The organism is Micromonospora andamanensis, from assembly GCF_016863495.1.
GTDB classification, from domain to species: domain Bacteria; phylum Actinomycetota; class Actinomycetes; order Mycobacteriales; family Micromonosporaceae; genus Micromonospora; species Micromonospora andamanensis.
In genome coordinates, this window is the sequence record NZ_BOOZ01000002.1 from 196,309 (window position 1) to 212,422 (window position 16,114).

The window sequence follows — 16,114 nt, forward strand, 5'->3', positions numbered from 1 at the left end:
CGTGGCACGCATCGCGGTGGTGGCCGGGGACGGGATCGGACCCGAGGTGGTCGGGGAGGCCCGCAAGGTCGTCGACGCGGTACTGCCAGGTGTCGAGGTGACCGAGTACGACCTCGGTGCGGCACGTTACCACCGCACCGGCGAGGTGCTGCCCGACTCGGTGCTCGCCGAGCTCGCCGGGCACGACGCGATCCTGCTCGGCGCGGTGGGTGACCCGACGGTGCCGCCCGGTGTGCTGGAGCGGGGCCTGCTGCTGAAGCTGCGCTTCGCCTTCGACCAGTACGTAAACCTGCGTCCGTCGCGGCTCTGGCCGGGCGTGACGAGCCCGCTCGCGGCCGTCAAGCCCGGCGAGGTCGACCTGGTGGTCGTCCGGGAGGGCACCGAGGGCCTGTACGCAGGTGCCGGCGGAGCGCTGCACCGGGGCACCCCGGCCGAGATCGCCACCGAGGAGAGCCTGAACACCCGGCACGGGGTGGAGCGGGTGATCCGGGACGCCTTCGCCCGCGCCGCCCGGCGCGAGCGGCGCAAGGTCACCCTGGTGCACAAGACGAACGTGCTCACCCACGCCGGCTCGCTGTGGTCGCGCACGTTCGAGGCGGTCGCCGCCGAGCACCCCGACATCGCCACCGAGTACCAGCACGTCGACGCGGCGGCGATGTTCCTGGTCACCCAGCCGCAGCGGTACGACGTGGTGGTCACCGACAACCTCTTCGGCGACATCCTCACCGACATCGCCGCTGCGGTGACCGGCGGCATCGGGCTGGCGGCCAGCGGCTCCATCAACCCCGACGGGGCGTACCCGTCGATGTTCGAGCCGGTGCACGGCTCCGCGCCGGACATCGCCGGTCGCGGGGTGGCCGATCCGGTCGCCGCGGTACTCTCGGCGGCCCTGCTGCTCGATCAGCTCGGGCACGCCGACGCCGCCGCCCGGATCACCGCCGCGGTCAGCGCGGAGCTGGCCGCGCGGGGCCCCGAGGTAGCGGTACGGACCGCCGAGGTGGGTGACCGGATCGCGGCGCAGGCCGCCGGCTGAGCGTTCGCGTCCCACCGGCCGACGACACTCCGACGGCTCGGCCGGCAGGGGTGGCGGCGGCCACTCACCGATGGTGTGCCACCCGTCCATCGGTGGACCTACCCGCTGAACGACCGTTCGGGGTAGGTTTCTGGCACAAACATGTTTCCGGCGTGCGGTCGGCGCATGCCGTCGTCCCCAGGGAGGTCAGCGCGATGAGCGGTGGTGACAAGATCGACTTCGAGATCCGTCCGAACCCCGCACCGGTATCCGCCACCGACCGGGCTGCGCTGCTGGTAAACCCCGGGTTCGGCCGGGTCTTCACCGACCACATGGTCACCATCCGGTACGCCGACGGCAAGGGCTGGTACGACGCCCGGGTCGAGGCGCGCGCGCCGATCCCGATGGACCCGGCCAGCGCGGTGCTGCACTACGCGCAGGAGATCTTCGAGGGCATGAAGGCGTACCGCGCGGCCGACGGCGGGGTGACGATGTTCCGCCCGTACGCCAACGCGGCCCGGTTCAACACCTCCGCCGCCCGGATGGCCATGCCGGCGCTACCGGAACAGACCTTCGTGGACTCGCTGCACCGGCTGATCGAGATCGACCGGGAGTGGATTCCCGACGGCGACGACGGGGGCAGCCTCTACCTGCGGCCGTTCATGTTCGCCAGCGAGGTCTTCCTCGGCGTCCGCCCGGCCAACGAGTACCTCTACTCGGTGATCGCCTCGCCCGTCGGCGCCTACTTCTCCGGTGGGGTCAAGCCGGTGACGGTCTGGGTCTCACCCGACTACACCCGGGCGGCGCCCGGCGGCACCGGCGCGGCCAAGTGCGGTGGCAACTACGCGGCCTCGCTGGCCGCCCAGGCCGAAGCCCTTGAGCACGGCTGCGACCAGGTGGTCTTCCTCGACGCCGTGGAACGCCGGTACGTCGACGAACTGGGCGGCATGAACGTCTTCTTCGTCTACGACGACGGGTCGATCGCCACTCCGCCACTGACCGGCACGATTCTGCCCGGCATCACCCGCGAGTCGGTACTCACCCTGGCCTCGGCGGCCGGGCACCGGATCGAGGAGCGGCCGGTGACCTTCGACGACTGGCGGGCGGACGCCGCCAGCGGCCGGCTGCGTGAGGTGTTCGCCTGTGGCACCGCGGCGGTCATCACGCCGATCGGGCAGGTGCGGTCCCCGGGCGGGGAGTTCGCCGTGGCCGGCGGGGAGCCGGGCGCGGTTACCATGGCGCTGCGTCAGCAGCTCGTGGATCTCCAGCGGGGCAAGGCCGCGGACCCGCACAACTGGGTCCACCGCGTGTTCTGAGTTCGTACCTCGGGGCCCCGTCGTCACGCCTGCCGTGACCCGGGGCCCCTTGCACGCCTACGCCAGCAGGTGGGTACGCAGGTTGGTGAGCTGTTCGTCGGTGACCCCGGCGTGCCGCAGGTAGTCGTCGACCGAGCCGTACCCCTCGCGGATCTCGGCCAGGAAGAGCAGCATCGTCTCGGCCGGTGAGGACAGGTACGGCACGGGCAGCTCGGGCACCTCGGGATGGGCGGTGGCCACCCAGGCGGCGAAGCGCTGCGACGCCTCGGTGCTCAGCGCGTAGTCCGCCGCGATCTCGGCGTCCTCGACGCCGAGCACCGCGAGGGTCAGGCCGCAGACGATGCCGGTGCGGTCCTTGCCCGCGACGCAGTGCACCACCACAGGTGCGTTTGCGCTGTCGGCGATCAGGCCGATCGCCTCGGCGAGCCCGGCGGTGCCGGTGCGGGCCAGGTCCGCGTACCTGTCGGCGAGGTAGCGGGTCAGGTCGGTGTCGGGCTGGTACGGCTGCTCCTCCCAGCGGGCGTGCTCCGGGTGGATGTGCCGGTAGGTGAGGCCGTCGAAGTCGGGCACCCGGCCGTAACGATCGACCTCCTGCGGACGGCGCAGGTCGATCACGGTGCGGACGCCGAGCGCGGCGAACGCCTCCCGGTCGGCGTCGTCCATGGCGTGCAGCGAGTCGGAGCGGTAGAGCCGCCCGGAGCGGACGGTACGCCCGTCCAGGCTGCGGTAGCCGCCCACGTCCCGGAAGTTGAAGATCGCGGTGAAGGGGATCCGGCGAGTCTGCTCAGTGGCGTCCATCCGGACACGGTAACGGCCGGTGGAAACGAGTCCCACCGGCCGTCACGTCTGTCAGTTCCTACCGCAGCCCGTTGCCGGGCGGCGTGGCCGTGTACGTGTCGTTGTAGTAGCCGCCGAGCTTGTCCCGGTAGGCCGGGTCGGTGGCCGTCTCGTCGTACTCCGGAGCCGCCTTGATCTGGCCCTTGGTGCGGTCGACGAAGACCTTCTGCTCCTCGTGGTCGACGTGATTCACCGTGCCGGCCGGAAGCATGACCTTCTTGCCGAAGATCCACGGCCCGGTGTCCACCACCAGGTAGCTGGCGTTGACCTCGGTGCTGTCACTGTCGATCTTGCCGATCGAGCCGTCGGTGGCCTCCACCTTGTAGCCGACCAGGTTGGCGCCGGCCACCCCGGCCTCGTCGCGGTAGCTCCAGGGGTCGAAGGCGCCGGCGGGGGTGCCGCCGGCGACGACGCTCTGGTCGACGGCGCGCAGCTCCGGATCGGGTGTGGTGTTCGTGGTGTTCGGGTCGAGCCTGTCCATGGGATTCTCCTGCCCCGGCTTTGGTGGGCCGTCTCGGAGGAACGTGTTTCGTTGTCCCCGAAACTCCTACCCCTGGGCAGAGGCTCTACACCCGCCCCAGCAAAACCATCAGGCACGCCCGTCGCCGGCTGTCCCGGGATGTGGGTTGTGGCTCCCAGAAACGATCCGGAGGTGGCAGAGTACCGATCGTGACCAGCACCGCCCGCATTATTGGCAACTAGCGCGCCGGCCTTCCCCTCGCCGAGCGCGCAGACCTCCCGCAGCCGCGGGGGGTCTTTTTGTTGCGCTGGCCGGTGCCTGACGAAGGGATCCCCATGACGTTCCAGGTCTACGACACCACGCTGCGCGACGGCGCCCAGCGGGAGGGGCTCAGCTACTCGGTGGTCGACAAACTCGCGGTGGCTCGGCTGCTCGACGAGTTCGGTGTCGGCTTCATCGAGGGAGGTTGGCCGGGCGCGGTGCCCAAGGACACCGAGTTCTTCCGCCGGGCGCGTACCGAACTCGACCTGAAGCACGCGGTGCTTGTCGCCTTCGGCGCCACCCGCCGGCCCGGCGCGGTGGCCGCCGACGACCCGCAGGTGCGAGGTCTGCTCGACGCGGAGACCCCGGCGGTCGCGCTCGTGGCAAAGGCCGACCTGCGGCACGTCGAGCGGGCGTTGCGCACCACCGCCAAGGAGAACCTGGCGATGATCCACGACACGGTGACCCACCTGGTCGCCGAGGGACGTCGGGTCTTCGTCGACGGCGAGCACACCTTCGACGGCTACCGCCACGACGCGGCGTACACCGCCTCGGTGGTGGAGACCGCTCTCGCGGCCGGCGCCGAGCGGTTCGTGCTCTGCGACACCAACGGCGGAATGCTCCCCTCCCAGGTGACCGCCGCCATCGTCGACCTCACCGACCGGATCGGCGTCGCGCCGGAACTGTTCGGCATGCACGCCCAGAACGACACCGCCTGCGCGGTCGCCAACACCATCGCCGCTGTCGAGGCCGGCGTGCGTCACGTGCAGGGCACCGCCAACGGGTACGGCGAGCGGCCCGGCAACGCTGACATCTTCGCGGTCGTCGCGAACCTCCAACTCAAGCTCGGGCTGCCGGTCCTACCGGAGGGCTGCCTGGAGCAGATGGTGCGGGTCTCCCATGCCATCGCCGAGATCGCCAACATCGCCCCCGACACCCACCAGGCGTACGCCGGGGCGGCTGCCTTCGCTCACAAGGCGGGCATCCACGCGAGTGCGATCAAGGTGGATCCGCTGCTCTACAACCACGTGGAGCCCGAGGTGGTCGGCAACGACATGCGGATCCTGGTCACCGAGATGGCCGGCCGGGCCAGCATCGAGCTGAAGAGCCGCGAGCTGGGGCTGGATCTGGCCGGCCATCCGGAGACGCTGTCCCGGGTCACCAACCGGGTCAAGGAGTTGGAGGCCGGCGGCTGGTCGTTCGAGGCCGCCGACGCCTCGTTCGAGCTGCTGGTCCGTTCCGAGCTGCCGGACGCCGCGCCGGTGCGGCCGTTCACCCTGGAGTCGTACCGGGTGCTCGTCGAGCACCGCGAGGACGGCGCGGTCGTCTCCGAGGCGACCGTCAAGATCAGGGTGCGTGGGGAGCGCGTGATCGCCACGGCCGAGGGCAACGGACCGGTCAACGCTCTCGACGAGGCGCTGCGGGTCGGCCTGGGCCGGCACTACCCCGAACTGCGGGACTTCGAGTTGGCCGACTACAAGGTGCGGATCCTGGAGGGCAGCCACGGCACTGGCGCGGTGACCCGGGTGCTCGTCGAGACCGCCGACGGTCGGGGCGGTGGCTGGACCACAGTCGGTGTGCACCCGAACGTGGTCGAGGCGAGCTGGCACGCCCTTGTCGACGCGCTCACCTACGGCCTCGACCGGGCCCGGGTGTAGCCGGGGCTGTTCACCGATCGGCGGCGGGCAGCCGCAACTCGGCCAGGACCATGCGGTGGTCACTGCCGGGCAGGTTGTGGACCGTCACGTCGCGGACGGCGATGCGGCGGTCCACAAGCACGTGGTCGATCACCACGGGCGGGATGGGGTCGCCGTCGTACGGACCCCAGGTGCCGGTGAGCCCGGCACCGACCGAGGCGGCGGCGTCGACATAGCCGGTGCCGAGCAGGTCGCGCAGCGGACCGTGGTCGAGGGTGGCGTTGAAGTCCCCGGCGAGGATGCTCAGCGGTCCGTCCGGGGTGGCGGCCGGCTGGGCGGCCAGGTCGGTGCGCCAGGAACCCACCTGGTCGATCGCGTACGGGGCCGCCGGGTGCGCCGACTCGACGCGAACCGGGGGCGCGCCGGGCACCGCGACTGTCGCGTACGCCTGCGTGAAGCCCCAGCCGCCGCGTAGCTGGCGGATGCCGCCGTCGCTTGTCGGGTGGCGGGCGTAGAGCCCCGATCCGGGGGTGCCGACGACCGGGTTGAGCTGTCGGTGCGCCAGCAGTTCGCCGAGGCCGAGTCGGTCCAGTTCGGCCTCGGCGGCCGGGGTGAACTCCTGCACGAGCAGCAGGTCGACCTGCCGGCTGCGGACCAGCTCGACCACCGTCCGTGGGTCGGCGGCACCCGCGAGCAGGTTGGCGGTGAGCACCCGTACGGTCGGCCCGGCAGCGCGCGGCTGCGGCGCGGGCAGTGCGCGGGGCACCACGAGCGTGAGCAGGGTAAGGGTGGTCAGCGCTGCGACAAGCGCCGGGCCCCGCCGCCGCAGGGCGAGCGCGAGCACCAGCGGGGCCAGGCTCCCGAGCGTCACGTACGGCGTGAAGGCCAACGCCTGCACCAGCGGTCCCCGGTCCAGACCGACCGACCGCACCACCGCCCACCCGGCACCTGGCACGACGACCAGCCAGCAGAGCAGGGTGACGCCCGACGGTTGCCACGTCCGCCGACCGATGGTGATCTCCACGCCTCGCAGGCTACTGAACCGCTCGACGGGCGCCACGTGGTGTCGGGACACGCTGACCGGGCGTGGGTCGGCGCGGTCGCTCCGTAATTGCGGGACGCCGGCTTCCGGAATCAATTTCGCGAATTGTTCACGGCTTCACTTTCGCGGTTGCTGGCGTTGATCCGACAACTCGCCGACGACATTCGCACTATTGACCCCCGGCATTTTTCGGTGCTACGTTTCAGCTGCTCAGAGGGCTGTGTCCAAGTCAAAGGATCCCCAGCTCAGGGCACATGACAGTCGGCGAGCGGGATACGTCTGCGGGGTGTGCTCCCGGACGGGGTGTGCAGGCGATTAGCGCTCATTGCCGCCCGACTCGAAAAAGGCAAAAACCGCCCCGTGCGCCGCGGGTCGGCCGTATTTCGACGCCCGGACAAGGGAGACCCGTCATGACCAGATTATTCCGACGTAAGACGGCTGCGGTGGCAATCGCGGCACTGGCGCTGGCACTGGCCGGCGGCGGAATCGCCGCGGCGAAGCCGACAGTCGAGTCCGCCCAGCCCACTGCCCGCACCGCCCAGCAGCCGGCCGTCACCACGGCCTCGCTGAACAGCGCGAAGGCCGCCCTCGCCAAGGGCGACGGGGTGAGCACCCAGGCGGTCGCCGGCTTCTACGCCACGGCTGTCAACGCCAACGGCACAAAGGCCCGCGGCGCCGGCATCGTCATCAAGTACGGCGTCGGGGAGTACGAGGTGCAGTTCGGCACCAACGTCACGAGCGGCATCTACGTGGCGACGATCGGCCGACCGGACTCGTGCTGCATCCCGCCGGCCGGCGAGATCTCGGTAGCGCGGCGACTGCTGACCCCGAACGCGGTCTTCGTCCAGACCCGCGACTCCGCCGGCGTCCCCGCCGACCTGCCGTTCTACCTGCTCGTGCACCGCTGATCCGTCCACTTGTCACCGGCCTCCGTCAGCCGACGGAGGCCGGTGTCGTGTCCGTGTGGCGTCGACAGCAGGCCGTTCTGCCCGCTGGCCCGGAACCGGTGTCCGGTAACGACGCCGATCGCGTGGTCTGGGCACCCTAGGGCCGGAAATTCCGACGTTTGTCCGCCGCTCGCCTCGGGAAGCAAGCACCGTGACGGACATCTCGGACACCATGGCCAGCCTGCCCCACCCGGCCGATCCGGACGCGACCGCGGCTGAGTTGGACCAGGCGCTCTTCGAGGTCAAACGCGTGATCGTCGGGCAGGATCGGCTCGTCGAACGCCTCCTGGTCGCACTGCTCGCCGACGGGCATTGCCTGCTGGAGGGCGTACCCGGGGTGGCCAAGACCCTCGCCGCGCAGACCCTCGCGACGGTGGTCGGTGGCAGCTTCTCCCGCATCCAGTTCACCCCGGACCTCGTACCCTCCGACATCGTCGGAACCCGGATCTACCGGGCCTCGAAGGAGAGCTTCGACGTCGAGTTGGGCCCGGTGATGGCGAACCTGGTGCTGGCGGACGAGATCAACCGGGCGCCGGCGAAGGTGCAGTCGGCGCTGCTGGAGGCGATGGCCGAGCGCCAGGTGTCGATCGGCGGGCGCAGCCACCCGGTGCCGGAGCCGTTCCTGGTGCTGGCAACCCAGAACCCCATCGAGTCGGAAGGGGTCTACCAGCTGCCCGAGGCGCAGCGGGACCGCTTCCTGATGCGGATCGTGGTCGACTACCCGGACGGTGCCGACGAGCTGGCCATCCTCTACCGGATGAGTGCCGACCGCCCCCGGGCCCACCGGGTGCTCGACCCGGAGCGGCTGCGGGAGTTCCAACATCAGACCCGACAGGTCTTCGTCCACCACGCCATCGCCGAATACGTGGTCCGGCTCATCCTCGCCACCCGTGATCCGGGCCGGTTCGGGCTGCCGGAGATGGCCGGACTGCTCGCCTACGGTGCCAGCCCGCGCGCCACGCTCGGCCTGGTCTCGGCCGCCCGCGCCCAGGCCCTGCTCCGGGGACGGGGCTACGTGCTGCCCGACGACGTCCGGGAACTCGCCGTGGACGTGCTGGCCCACCGGCTGGTGCTCTCCTTCGACGCGGTGGCCGACGGGGTGAGCCCCGAGTGGGTCGTCCATCGGCTGGTCGAGGCGGTCCCGCCGCCACAGGTGGCCGCCGCCCGGCCGGAGTACGTGACCGACCTGGCAGTCGCCTGATGGCCCGCCGGAGCCCCATGCCGCCGGTGGCGGCGGACCCGGTGCTCGCCGACCTGACGCCCGACCAACGACTACGGCGGCTGGAACTGACGGTGACCCGCCGTCTCGACGGCCTGCTGCACGGCGAGCGGCACGGACTGCTGCCCGGTCCCGGCAGCGAACCGGCGGGCAGCCGCGAGTACCGACCGGGTGAGGACGAGGTGCGCCGGATGGACTGGTCGGTGACGGCCCGTACCGCGGTGCCGCACGTACGGGAGGTGGACGCCGACCGGGAGTTGACCACCTGGCTGCTCGTCGACGCCAGCCCCAGCATGGAGTACGGCACCGCGGAGCTGGACAAGCGGGAACTGGCGGTGGCCGCGGTCGCCACCGTCGGCTTCCTCACCGCGGGGCCGGGCAACCGGCTCGGCGCGCAGGTGCTCACGCCGTACGGGCTGCACCGGGTGCCCGCCCGGGCTGGGCGTACCCACCTGCTGGGGTTGCTCCGCGCGTTGCTGGCCGCGCCCCGGTGCGGCGAGCACCACGACACCACGGCGGGGCCGGCGCCCGCCGCCGGGCTGGCCGACGCGCTGGCCGAGGTGCGCCGGGTGGCTCACCGGCGTGGTTTGGTGGTGGTGGTCTCCGACTTCCTGGACGGACTGCCCGACGAGGCACGGCTACCGGCCGGGTGGGAGCGTCCCCTGCGCCAGCTCTCGGCACGCCATCAGGTGCTCGCGGTCGAGGTCACCGACCCCCGCGAGCTGGAGCTGCCGGACGTCGGCCTGATCACCCTCGTCGACCCGGAGACCGGCGAACACCGCGAGGTCTGGACCGGTGACCGCCACCTGCGCGAGCGCTACGCGGCGGCGGCCACTGCCCAACGCGACCAGGTCCGGCAGGCCCTGCGCCGGTCCGGCGCGACCCATCTGGCGCTGCGTACCGACCGGGACTGGACAGTGGACATCGTGCGACACGTGCACGCCCAACGTCGGCTGGCCACCGCTGCCGCCGCGTCGCGTCGGGGCGGTGCGGCGTGATCTGGCAGTCACCCGTCCGGCTCTGGCTCCTGCTCGGCGTGGTCGCCCTGGCCCTGGCCTATCTGGTGGCGCACCGGCGCCGCAGTCGGTACGCGGTGCGATTCACCAATCTGCGGCTGCTCGACCGGGTGGCACCCCGACGTCCGACCTGGCGCCGGCACCTGCCGGCCGGTCTCTTCCTGGCGATGCTCGCCCTGCTCGTGGTCGGCTTCGCCCGTCCCACCGCCGAGGTCCGGGTGCCCCGGGAACGCGCCACGGTGATGGTGGCGGTGGACGTCTCCACCTCGATGCTCGCCGGTGACGTCGAGCCGGACCGGCTCAGCGCGGCCAAGAGCGCCGCCCGGCGGTTCGCCGACGGGCTGCCCGACGAGTTCAACGTGGGACTCGTGGCGTTCGCCGGCAGCGCGGCGGTGCTGGTGCCACCGGGCACCGACCGGGAGGCGCTGCACGACGGGATCGAACGGCTGGCCGAGGGGGCGACGGGCGTGCAGGGCACCGCGATCGGTGAGGCGATCAGCACCTCGTTGGGCGCGGTGAAGGCCCTCGACGACCAGGCCGCGACCGAGCCACCGCCGGCCCGGATCATCCTGCTCTCCGACGGCGCGAACACCTCGGGCATGGATCCGATGGAGGCCGCCGCCGAGGCGGTGGCCTTCGACGTGCCGGTGCACAGCATCTCGTTCGGCACGCCGAGCGGCTTCGTCGACCGGGGCGGCCGGCCGATCCAGGTGCCGGTGGACGGGGAGACGCTGCGGGCCGTGGCCGAGGAGACGGGGGGCGGCTTCCACGAGGCCGGCACGAGCGCCGAACTGCGGGCCGTCTACGACGACATCGGCAGCTCGGTGGGGTGGCGCACGATGCGGCAGGACGTCTCGGCCCGGTTCATCGGACTCGGGTTGGTCTTCGCGATGGGCGCGGCGGTCGGCTCGATGCGCTGGTTCTCCCGCCTGCCCTGATTCCCGACGGGCCCGACCCGCGACAGCGGCCGTCGCCGGCCGCGCACGTGAGGAGCGTACGTATGGCAGTGCAGACCGGACTGGGCGAGCCGCGCGGACCCTGGTTCGTCTCGCCCGACCTCGACCCGGACGGGCGGGGCGGAGCGGACGCGGCGGCACAGGAACGGGACCGGTTGCTGGGCGGCTGGCGTCGCCGGCTGCTGGCCGGGCTGGCGATGGTGGCGATCTCCGCCGGCTCTGGAGCGCTGGCCGGCGGTTGGGTGGCCGGTCGGGACGGCGTGACGGGTCCGGCCGCCGCGTCCGCGGCCCCGGTGCCGGCGGAGTTGGTGACGGCCGCCGAGAAGACCGTGCCCGGCGTGGTGACGGTGCTGGTGGGCGGTGGCGCTGGCGGCTCGGCGAGCGGTTCCGGCTTCGCTGTCGACTCGGAGCAGCACATCATCACGAACGACCACATCATCGCCAAGGGCCGTGGTGGACCGGTGACCGTGGAACTGCCGGACGGCCGGCGGTTCGCGGCGGAGGTGGTGGGTCGGGAGCCGGACAGTGACCTGGCCGTGCTCAAGGTGCCGTCGTCGGCCGGCCTGACGTCGTTGCCGCTGGCCAAGCCGGGTGCGACCCGGGTGGGTGAGCCGGTACTGGCCGTCGGATCGCCACTGGGGCTGCCCGGCACGGTGACCGCCGGCATCGTCAGCGCGCTGGACCGCCAGGTGCGCCTCGGCGACAACCGGCACCGGGCGGTGCAGACCGATGCCTCGATCAACCCCGGCAACTCGGGTGGACCACTTGTCAACGCGCGTGGCGAGGTGGTCGGGGTGAACACCGCGATCGCGACGATCGACGGCAACGGCTCGATCGGCATCGGCTTCGCCATCCCGATCGAGCAGGTGCAACAGACCGCCGACACGATCATCGGTAAGGGCGGCTGATTACCCAGAGCTACTGTCCGATTACGGGGGCATCGGGGCAACTGTCGGATTCCCGCGCTCGATGATCGGAAAATGGAAATATGACGCTCGGTATGGATACTGGCGTGGGTGGAGCGTCCTCTCATCGCGGTCCTCCTGCTGGTGGGCCTCATCATCGGAAGTGGCGTCGGGTCGTCGTACGCGCGCGCCCGGCGGGGCTGGAACGACTACCAGGCGGCCAAGAAGACGGTTCCCGGAGCGCGTCGCGCCGCCTGGATGCTGATCAAGGTGGTCACCACGAAGGTCGGTGTCATCGCCCTGCTCCTGATCGGCGCGGTCGCCTACGCCGCCGCCGGTGGCGGTGACGAGCCGGCTCCGGCCGCGCCGACGCCGAGCAGCAGCGCGGACGAGCGCCCCACCCGCTGAACCCGGAGCGCCGGGCTGACCGGGCGCGCGGCGTTGGCGCGAGCGGCTCCGGAGCCCCACGCTAGCCTCAGGGCGTGGACGACGGACTGCGGGTGACCGACAGGTGGATGCTTCCCGCCGCTGAGCTGCGGGAGCGTTTCTCCAGGTCGTCCGGGCCGGGCGGGCAGGGGGTCAACACCGCCGACTCGCGGGTCGAGCTGAGCTTCGACCTGGCCGGCTCACCGAGCATCCCCGAGTCGCTACGCACCCGGGCGCTGGACCGGCTCGCCGGACGGCTTGTCGACGGCGTACTGACGATCGCGGCCAGCGAACACCGGGCGCAGCTGGCCAACCGTGAAGCCGCCCGGGAACGCCTGGTGTCGTTGCTCCGCGAGGCGGTCGCCCCGCCACCGCCGCCCCGCCGGCCGACCCGCCCGTCCCGGGCGGCCAAGGAGCGGCGGCTGGCCGAGAAGAAGCGTCGCGGGCAGCGCAAGCGCGACCGTCGGGTTGACGGCGAGTAGTCGGCCGCCGTGCCTGGCGTCGCCCGGGTCACGCCTCGGCTCGCGCCGCCGGCCCGGCCCGGTCCGTCGCTTCGGCCCGGTCCGTCGCTTCGGTCCGGTCCAGCAGGGCCGAGCAGACCTCTGCCAGCCGGGCCCGCAACCGGCCGGCCCGCACTGCGAACTCGCGTTGCCGTGCCACGTACTCGGCCTTGCCCTCCGGGGTCTCGATCGCCACCGCCGCCTCGCCGTACGAGGAGAAGTCGTACGGCGACGCGCGCATGTCGAGCAGCCGGATGTCCCCGGCCAGCTCGAAGCAGTCAAGCGCCAGGTCACCGGGGACGGCCGGGCCCAGCTTGGTGGCCCACTTGTGGCAGTCCATCGAGGCGTGCAGGCAGCCCGGCTGGTCGAGATCCACCTGACTGGCCCGCGTCGGCCGGAGCTGGTTGCGGCCGACCGCCTCGGGGGTGAAGAACCGGTACGCGTCAAAGTGCGAGCACCGGATCTGGTGCGACTCGACCACCGCGTCGGTGCCCCGCTGGCCGAGTCGAAGGGGCAGCGGATGACGGTGCTCACGCTGGCGGTACACCATCGCCCACTCGTGCAGGCCGAAGCAGCCGGTGAAGGCTGGTCGGGAGGCGATCGCGGTCAGCAGCCGGTGGATGAAGCGCACCGAATCCTCCCGGTCGGCGCGGAACGCGTCGACGTCGAGGCGTACCGCCCCGTCCGGGTCGGTCGCGTACCAGCGCCACGAGTGGTGCGGTGCCGGACCGTCCGGCCCGGCTTCCAGGCGGACACCGACACCGGGATGCCACCGCCGCAGCACCGACGGTCGGGTGCCGTAGTAGTCGTACAGAAAGTCGTCGATGGCATGGCGTTCCCCGGTGGCCCGGCGGGCCCGGTGGCCCTCGGTCAGCGAGTCGGCTCGCTGTTCGTGGCCGGCCAGCAGGGGCCGCCAGGTGGCTGCGGGAAGGCTGGTCACCGCCCACCCGGCGCGCGAGGCGTACCCGCTCCCACCGACGACGGCGGAGGTGGCGGAAACGGGGACGGCGGTCACGGCCCCAAGGGTACGACCGCCGCCCCGCCGCGCTGTCAGGGCACGTCGACCCGTACGCCAGCGGAGAAGACGCCGCTGCGCAGTTCCAGCCGCTGCGGCGCTTCCCGTCCGTTGATCGTGAAGACCAACGGCAGCACCACGCGGCTGCCGGCGGCAACCGGGTCGGCGAACACGTCCCGTCCCTGGTTCACCCTTCGGGTGGCCGACTCGTCGGTGGTGACCCAGTTGCCGTTGGCCAGGTACGCCCGTTGCAGCTTGCCGTGCCAGCTCTGGTGCTCCCGGGTGAGGTTGCGTACCCCGACGGTCGCCTGGCACTGCCGCGCGCCCCGGCCCGGTTCGCAGGTCATCCGGTAGACGGTGAACTCGAATGCGTCCTCGCGCAGCGGCATCCCCAGTACCCCGCTGACCCCGGTGCCCTTCCAGGCGCCACTTGTCGGCTGGCTGTCCGTGTCGATCGCGGCGACCCGACGGGTGGCCGACCACGCGGCGGCGCCCACCGTGCCGGCCAGCACGGTCGCGGCCACCGGCACCACGACCCAGACCGGCGGCTTGCGGCGTCGGGCCGGCGGCCGGGGAGTGGCCGGGCGTGGATAGATCGTGCCCGGACCGTCCGAGGCCAGCGCTGCGGCCACCGGCCGGCGGCGGTGTCGCCAGGTGAGCAGGCCCACCAGACCCAGCACCAGCAGCGCGACTCCGGCGGCCAGGAGCGCCGGGGCCTGGCGACGCCAGCCCGTGGACTCCTGCGACTGGGTGGTCGCCGTCCCGGGTGCCGTCCAGGTGGCGCTCGCACAGTCGTACGGCTGTCGACCGTCGCTGGCGAAGGCGCACGTCGGTGCGGTGAGCGGCTCCCGGGAGGTGGCCGTGGTGAGCGTGGTGCCCAGGGTGGTGGTGCTTTCCGGCGGCAGCTTCAACCGCCAGGTCACCTCGGTCGCCGTCGACCCGCCGGGGCGTACCACCCGGCCGCCGTCGCTGACAGTGGTCACCGAGACGCCCTGGGGCAGTTCCTGGCGGACCGTGGTGTCCACCGGGGTGCTGCCGGCGTTACGGACCTCGATCCGGTACCGGGGCGCGACGCTCTGCTCCGGCGCGACCCGCACGCTCACCTTCGGTCTGGCGGCCGGCGAGGCCACCCGGGTCGGTGTCGGTACCGCCGGGGGTGCCGCCGGCATGCTGGGATCGGGTGTGGCCGCCGCCGGCTGGAGCCGCCCGGCCGTCGGAGCGGCCGGTGCGGTGGCCGTCGGCGTGGCCGGGACGGTCGCCGCCGGTAGCACCGGCAGGGCGGTCAGCAGACCGATGCAGTGCACCATCGCCGCCAGGGCCTTGTGGTGTCGTGTCGATGCAGGCATACGAACGAACCTCCGCAGCCGACGCTAGGGGCGGGCGCGCGTCGTGCGGGTACGAAGCGGTGAATCCGGCCCCGGCGGTGGCCAACCCGGGTAAGCTGCGGCGATCGCCCGCAGGCCGCACTACATTGGCCCTGTGCGTATCGCTCGTTTCGCTCATGCCAAGGGAATGTCGTTCGGGGTCGTCGAGGGAGAGCCGGAGGCGGGCCCGCAGGGGCTCACCATCGCCGAGATCTCCGGCCACCCGTTCGGCCAGATCACGTTCAGCGGAGTCCGCTGGGCGCTGTCCGATGTCCGGCTGCTCTCACCGATCCTGCCCAGCAAGGTGGTCTGCGTCGGCCGCAACTATGCCGAGCACGCGGCTGAACACGGTGCGGAGGTGCCGAAGGAGCCGCTGTTGTTCCTGAAGCCCTCGACCTCGGTCATCGGCCCCCGGGACGCGATCCGGCTGCCGGAGTTCAGCAAACAGGTCGAGCACGAGGCCGAGTTGGCGGTGGTGATCGGCGCGCCCGGCGCCCGTCGGGCGGACCGGGCCGCGGCGGAACGGGCCATCTTCGGCTACACCTGTGCCAACGACGTCACCGCCCGGGACCTGCAGCGTTCCGACAGCCAGTGGACCAGGGCCAAGGGGTTCGACTCGTTCTGCCCGATCGGGCCGTGGATCACCACCGGGCTGGACGTCACCGACCTCGAGATCCGCTGCGAGGTTGGGCGCGACCCGGAGGAGATGGAGGTACGGCAGCTGGGCCGTACCGGGGACATGGTCTTCGACGCGCCGGCCCTTGTGTCGTACGTCTCACACGTGATGACGCTGCTGCCCGGTGACGTGGTGTTGACCGGCACCCCGGCGGGGGTTAGCCCGCTCGCGGACGGGGATACGGTGAGCGTCCGGATCGAGGGGATCGGTGAGCTGACCAACCCGGTCGTGTCGGCGGCATGACCGCCGGCCAGCTCGCCGTTTTGGCAGTTCAGGCGTGGTTTGGGGAAGTCGATTTGGCCTGTCGGTGCCGGGAGGGTAGAGTTTGTTCCCGGCGCCGCAAGGGGCCAATGGGGTATGGGGTAATTGGCAGCCCGACTGATTCTGGTTCAGTTAGTCTAGGTTCGAGTCCTGGTACCCCAGCGCAGCCGAGATTCGTGACGAATCGAGGCCGCTGGATTCTGGTGGAGTTCGGCACCGAGGCGCCGTGAGGAGCCTCGGTCGCGAGGTCTGGTAGAGTTCGGC

16 protein-coding genes and 1 tRNA gene are annotated in these 16,114 nt (G+C 71.8%); 12 read left to right on the plus strand and 5 right to left on the minus strand.

What is annotated here, in order from left to right; translation table 11 throughout:
- The first annotated feature begins 1 nt into the window (after position 1).
- Together Van01_RS01500 and Van01_RS01505 are read left to right on the plus strand one after the other, a co-directional pair.
- A complete protein-coding gene (locus Van01_RS01500) occupies positions 2 to 1,033 on the plus strand; it encodes a 3-isopropylmalate dehydrogenase (RefSeq protein WP_203998227.1) in 1,032 nt (343 codons plus the stop codon).
- A gap of 194 nt (positions 1,034 to 1,227) precedes the next feature.
- Positions 1,228 to 2,328 (plus strand): branched-chain amino acid aminotransferase, encoded by a 1,101-nt coding sequence (locus tag Van01_RS01505; RefSeq protein WP_203998231.1) that lies wholly within the window; start codon positions 1,228 to 1,230, stop codon positions 2,326 to 2,328.
- Positions 2,329 to 2,385: 57 nt separating this feature from the next.
- On the opposite strand, the gene Van01_RS01510 is transcribed toward Van01_RS01505, so the two are convergent.
- The gene (locus tag Van01_RS01510) at positions 2,386 to 3,126 is read right to left on the minus strand and encodes a tyrosine-protein phosphatase (protein WP_203998234.1); all 741 of its coding nucleotides are present in this window, start codon (positions 3,124 to 3,126) and stop codon (positions 2,386 to 2,388) included.
- A gap of 58 nt (positions 3,127 to 3,184) precedes the next feature.
- On the minus strand, positions 3,185 to 3,646 hold the full coding sequence (locus tag Van01_RS01515; RefSeq protein ID WP_203998239.1) for a PRC-barrel domain-containing protein: 462 nt from the start codon (positions 3,644 to 3,646) through the stop codon (positions 3,185 to 3,187).
- Positions 3,647 to 3,960: 314 nt separating this feature from the next.
- Between Van01_RS01515 and cimA the strand changes: the two genes are divergently transcribed.
- Positions 3,961 to 5,544, plus strand: a complete 1,584-nt coding sequence (gene cimA / locus Van01_RS01520; protein ID WP_203998242.1) for a citramalate synthase — start codon at positions 3,961 to 3,963, stop codon at positions 5,542 to 5,544.
- Between the two features lie 10 nt (positions 5,545 to 5,554).
- Here the strand turns inward: cimA and Van01_RS01525 are convergent, their stop codons facing one another.
- Complete coding sequence (locus tag Van01_RS01525; protein WP_373306196.1) at positions 5,555 to 6,541, minus strand: endonuclease/exonuclease/phosphatase family protein; 987 nt, start codon at positions 6,539 to 6,541, stop codon at positions 5,555 to 5,557.
- Between the two features lie 434 nt (positions 6,542 to 6,975).
- Between Van01_RS01525 and Van01_RS01530 the strand changes: the two genes are divergently transcribed.
- The 7 genes from Van01_RS01530 (at position 6,976) to arfB (ending at position 12,516) form a co-directional block, all read left to right on the plus strand.
- Positions 6,976 to 7,473 carry a hypothetical protein gene (locus Van01_RS01530; RefSeq protein WP_203998245.1) on the plus strand — a complete coding sequence of 166 codons (498 nt, stop codon included), beginning with the start codon at positions 6,976 to 6,978 and terminating at the stop codon, positions 7,471 to 7,473.
- Between the two features lie 190 nt (positions 7,474 to 7,663).
- A complete protein-coding gene (locus Van01_RS01535) occupies positions 7,664 to 8,713 on the plus strand; it encodes an AAA family ATPase (protein ID WP_203998249.1) in 1,050 nt (349 codons plus the stop codon).
- A 17-nt stretch (positions 8,714 to 8,730) separates the two neighbouring features.
- Entirely contained in the window at positions 8,731 to 9,729 is a 999-nt protein-coding gene (locus tag Van01_RS01540; RefSeq protein WP_203998924.1) for a DUF58 domain-containing protein, read from the plus strand.
- On the plus strand, positions 9,726 to 10,685 hold the full coding sequence (locus Van01_RS01545; protein WP_203998252.1) for a VWA domain-containing protein: 960 nt from the start codon (positions 9,726 to 9,728) through the stop codon (positions 10,683 to 10,685). The genes Van01_RS01540 and Van01_RS01545 overlap by 4 nt, the downstream gene beginning before the upstream one ends.
- A gap of 62 nt (positions 10,686 to 10,747) precedes the next feature.
- Positions 10,748 to 11,611, plus strand: a complete 864-nt coding sequence (locus Van01_RS01550) for a S1C family serine protease (protein ID WP_203998255.1) — start codon at positions 10,748 to 10,750, stop codon at positions 11,609 to 11,611.
- Between the two features lie 108 nt (positions 11,612 to 11,719).
- The gene (locus Van01_RS01555; protein ID WP_099847204.1) at positions 11,720 to 12,016 is read left to right on the plus strand and encodes a hypothetical protein; all 297 of its coding nucleotides are present in this window, start codon (positions 11,720 to 11,722) and stop codon (positions 12,014 to 12,016) included.
- A 74-nt stretch (positions 12,017 to 12,090) separates the two neighbouring features.
- Positions 12,091 to 12,516 (plus strand): alternative ribosome rescue aminoacyl-tRNA hydrolase ArfB, encoded by a 426-nt coding sequence (gene arfB, locus Van01_RS01560; protein WP_203998257.1) that lies wholly within the window; start codon positions 12,091 to 12,093, stop codon positions 12,514 to 12,516.
- 28 nt (positions 12,517 to 12,544) lie between these two features.
- Here arfB and Van01_RS01565 read toward each other — a convergent pair whose 3' ends face one another.
- Together Van01_RS01565 and Van01_RS01570 are read right to left on the minus strand one after the other, a co-directional pair.
- Complete coding sequence (locus Van01_RS01565; RefSeq protein ID WP_373306197.1) at positions 12,545 to 13,474, minus strand: 3-methyladenine DNA glycosylase; 930 nt, start codon at positions 13,472 to 13,474, stop codon at positions 12,545 to 12,547.
- Between the two features lie 110 nt (positions 13,475 to 13,584).
- Complete coding sequence (locus Van01_RS01570; RefSeq protein ID WP_203998260.1) at positions 13,585 to 14,895, minus strand: hypothetical protein; 1,311 nt, start codon at positions 14,893 to 14,895, stop codon at positions 13,585 to 13,587.
- Between the two features lie 133 nt (positions 14,896 to 15,028).
- Here Van01_RS01570 and Van01_RS01575 point away from each other — a divergent pair, with 133 nt between their 5' ends.
- Together Van01_RS01575 and Van01_RS01580 are read left to right on the plus strand one after the other, a co-directional pair.
- A complete protein-coding gene (locus Van01_RS01575; protein WP_203998263.1) occupies positions 15,029 to 15,832 on the plus strand; it encodes a fumarylacetoacetate hydrolase family protein in 804 nt (267 codons plus the stop codon).
- Positions 15,833 to 15,940: 108 nt separating this feature from the next.
- Positions 15,941 to 16,012 (plus strand) — tRNA-Gln (locus Van01_RS01580).
- Positions 16,013 to 16,114 lie beyond the last annotated feature (102 nt).

What these genes read in the sequence shown, in the direction of transcription:
- Van01_RS01570 (WP_203998260.1), bottom strand. Translation starts at nt 14,895, where the DNA reads ATGCCTGCATCGACACGACACCACAAGGCCCTGGCGGCGATGGTGCAC.
- cimA (WP_203998242.1), top strand. Translation starts at nt 3,961, where the DNA reads ATGACGTTCCAGGTCTACGACACCACGCTGCGCGACGGCGCCCAGCGG.
- Van01_RS01540 (WP_203998924.1), top strand. Translation starts at nt 8,731, where the DNA reads ATGCCGCCGGTGGCGGCGGACCCGGTGCTCGCCGACCTGACGCCCGAC.
- Van01_RS01515 (WP_203998239.1), bottom strand. Translation starts at nt 3,646, where the DNA reads ATGGACAGGCTCGACCCGAACACCACGAACACCACACCCGATCCGGAG.
- Van01_RS01530 (WP_203998245.1), top strand. Translation starts at nt 6,976, where the DNA reads ATGACCAGATTATTCCGACGTAAGACGGCTGCGGTGGCAATCGCGGCA.
- Van01_RS01505 (WP_203998231.1), top strand. Translation starts at nt 1,228, where the DNA reads ATGAGCGGTGGTGACAAGATCGACTTCGAGATCCGTCCGAACCCCGCA.
- Van01_RS01510 (WP_203998234.1), bottom strand. Translation starts at nt 3,126, where the DNA reads ATGGACGCCACTGAGCAGACTCGCCGGATCCCCTTCACCGCGATCTTC.
- Van01_RS01550 (WP_203998255.1), top strand. Translation starts at nt 10,748, where the DNA reads ATGGCAGTGCAGACCGGACTGGGCGAGCCGCGCGGACCCTGGTTCGTC.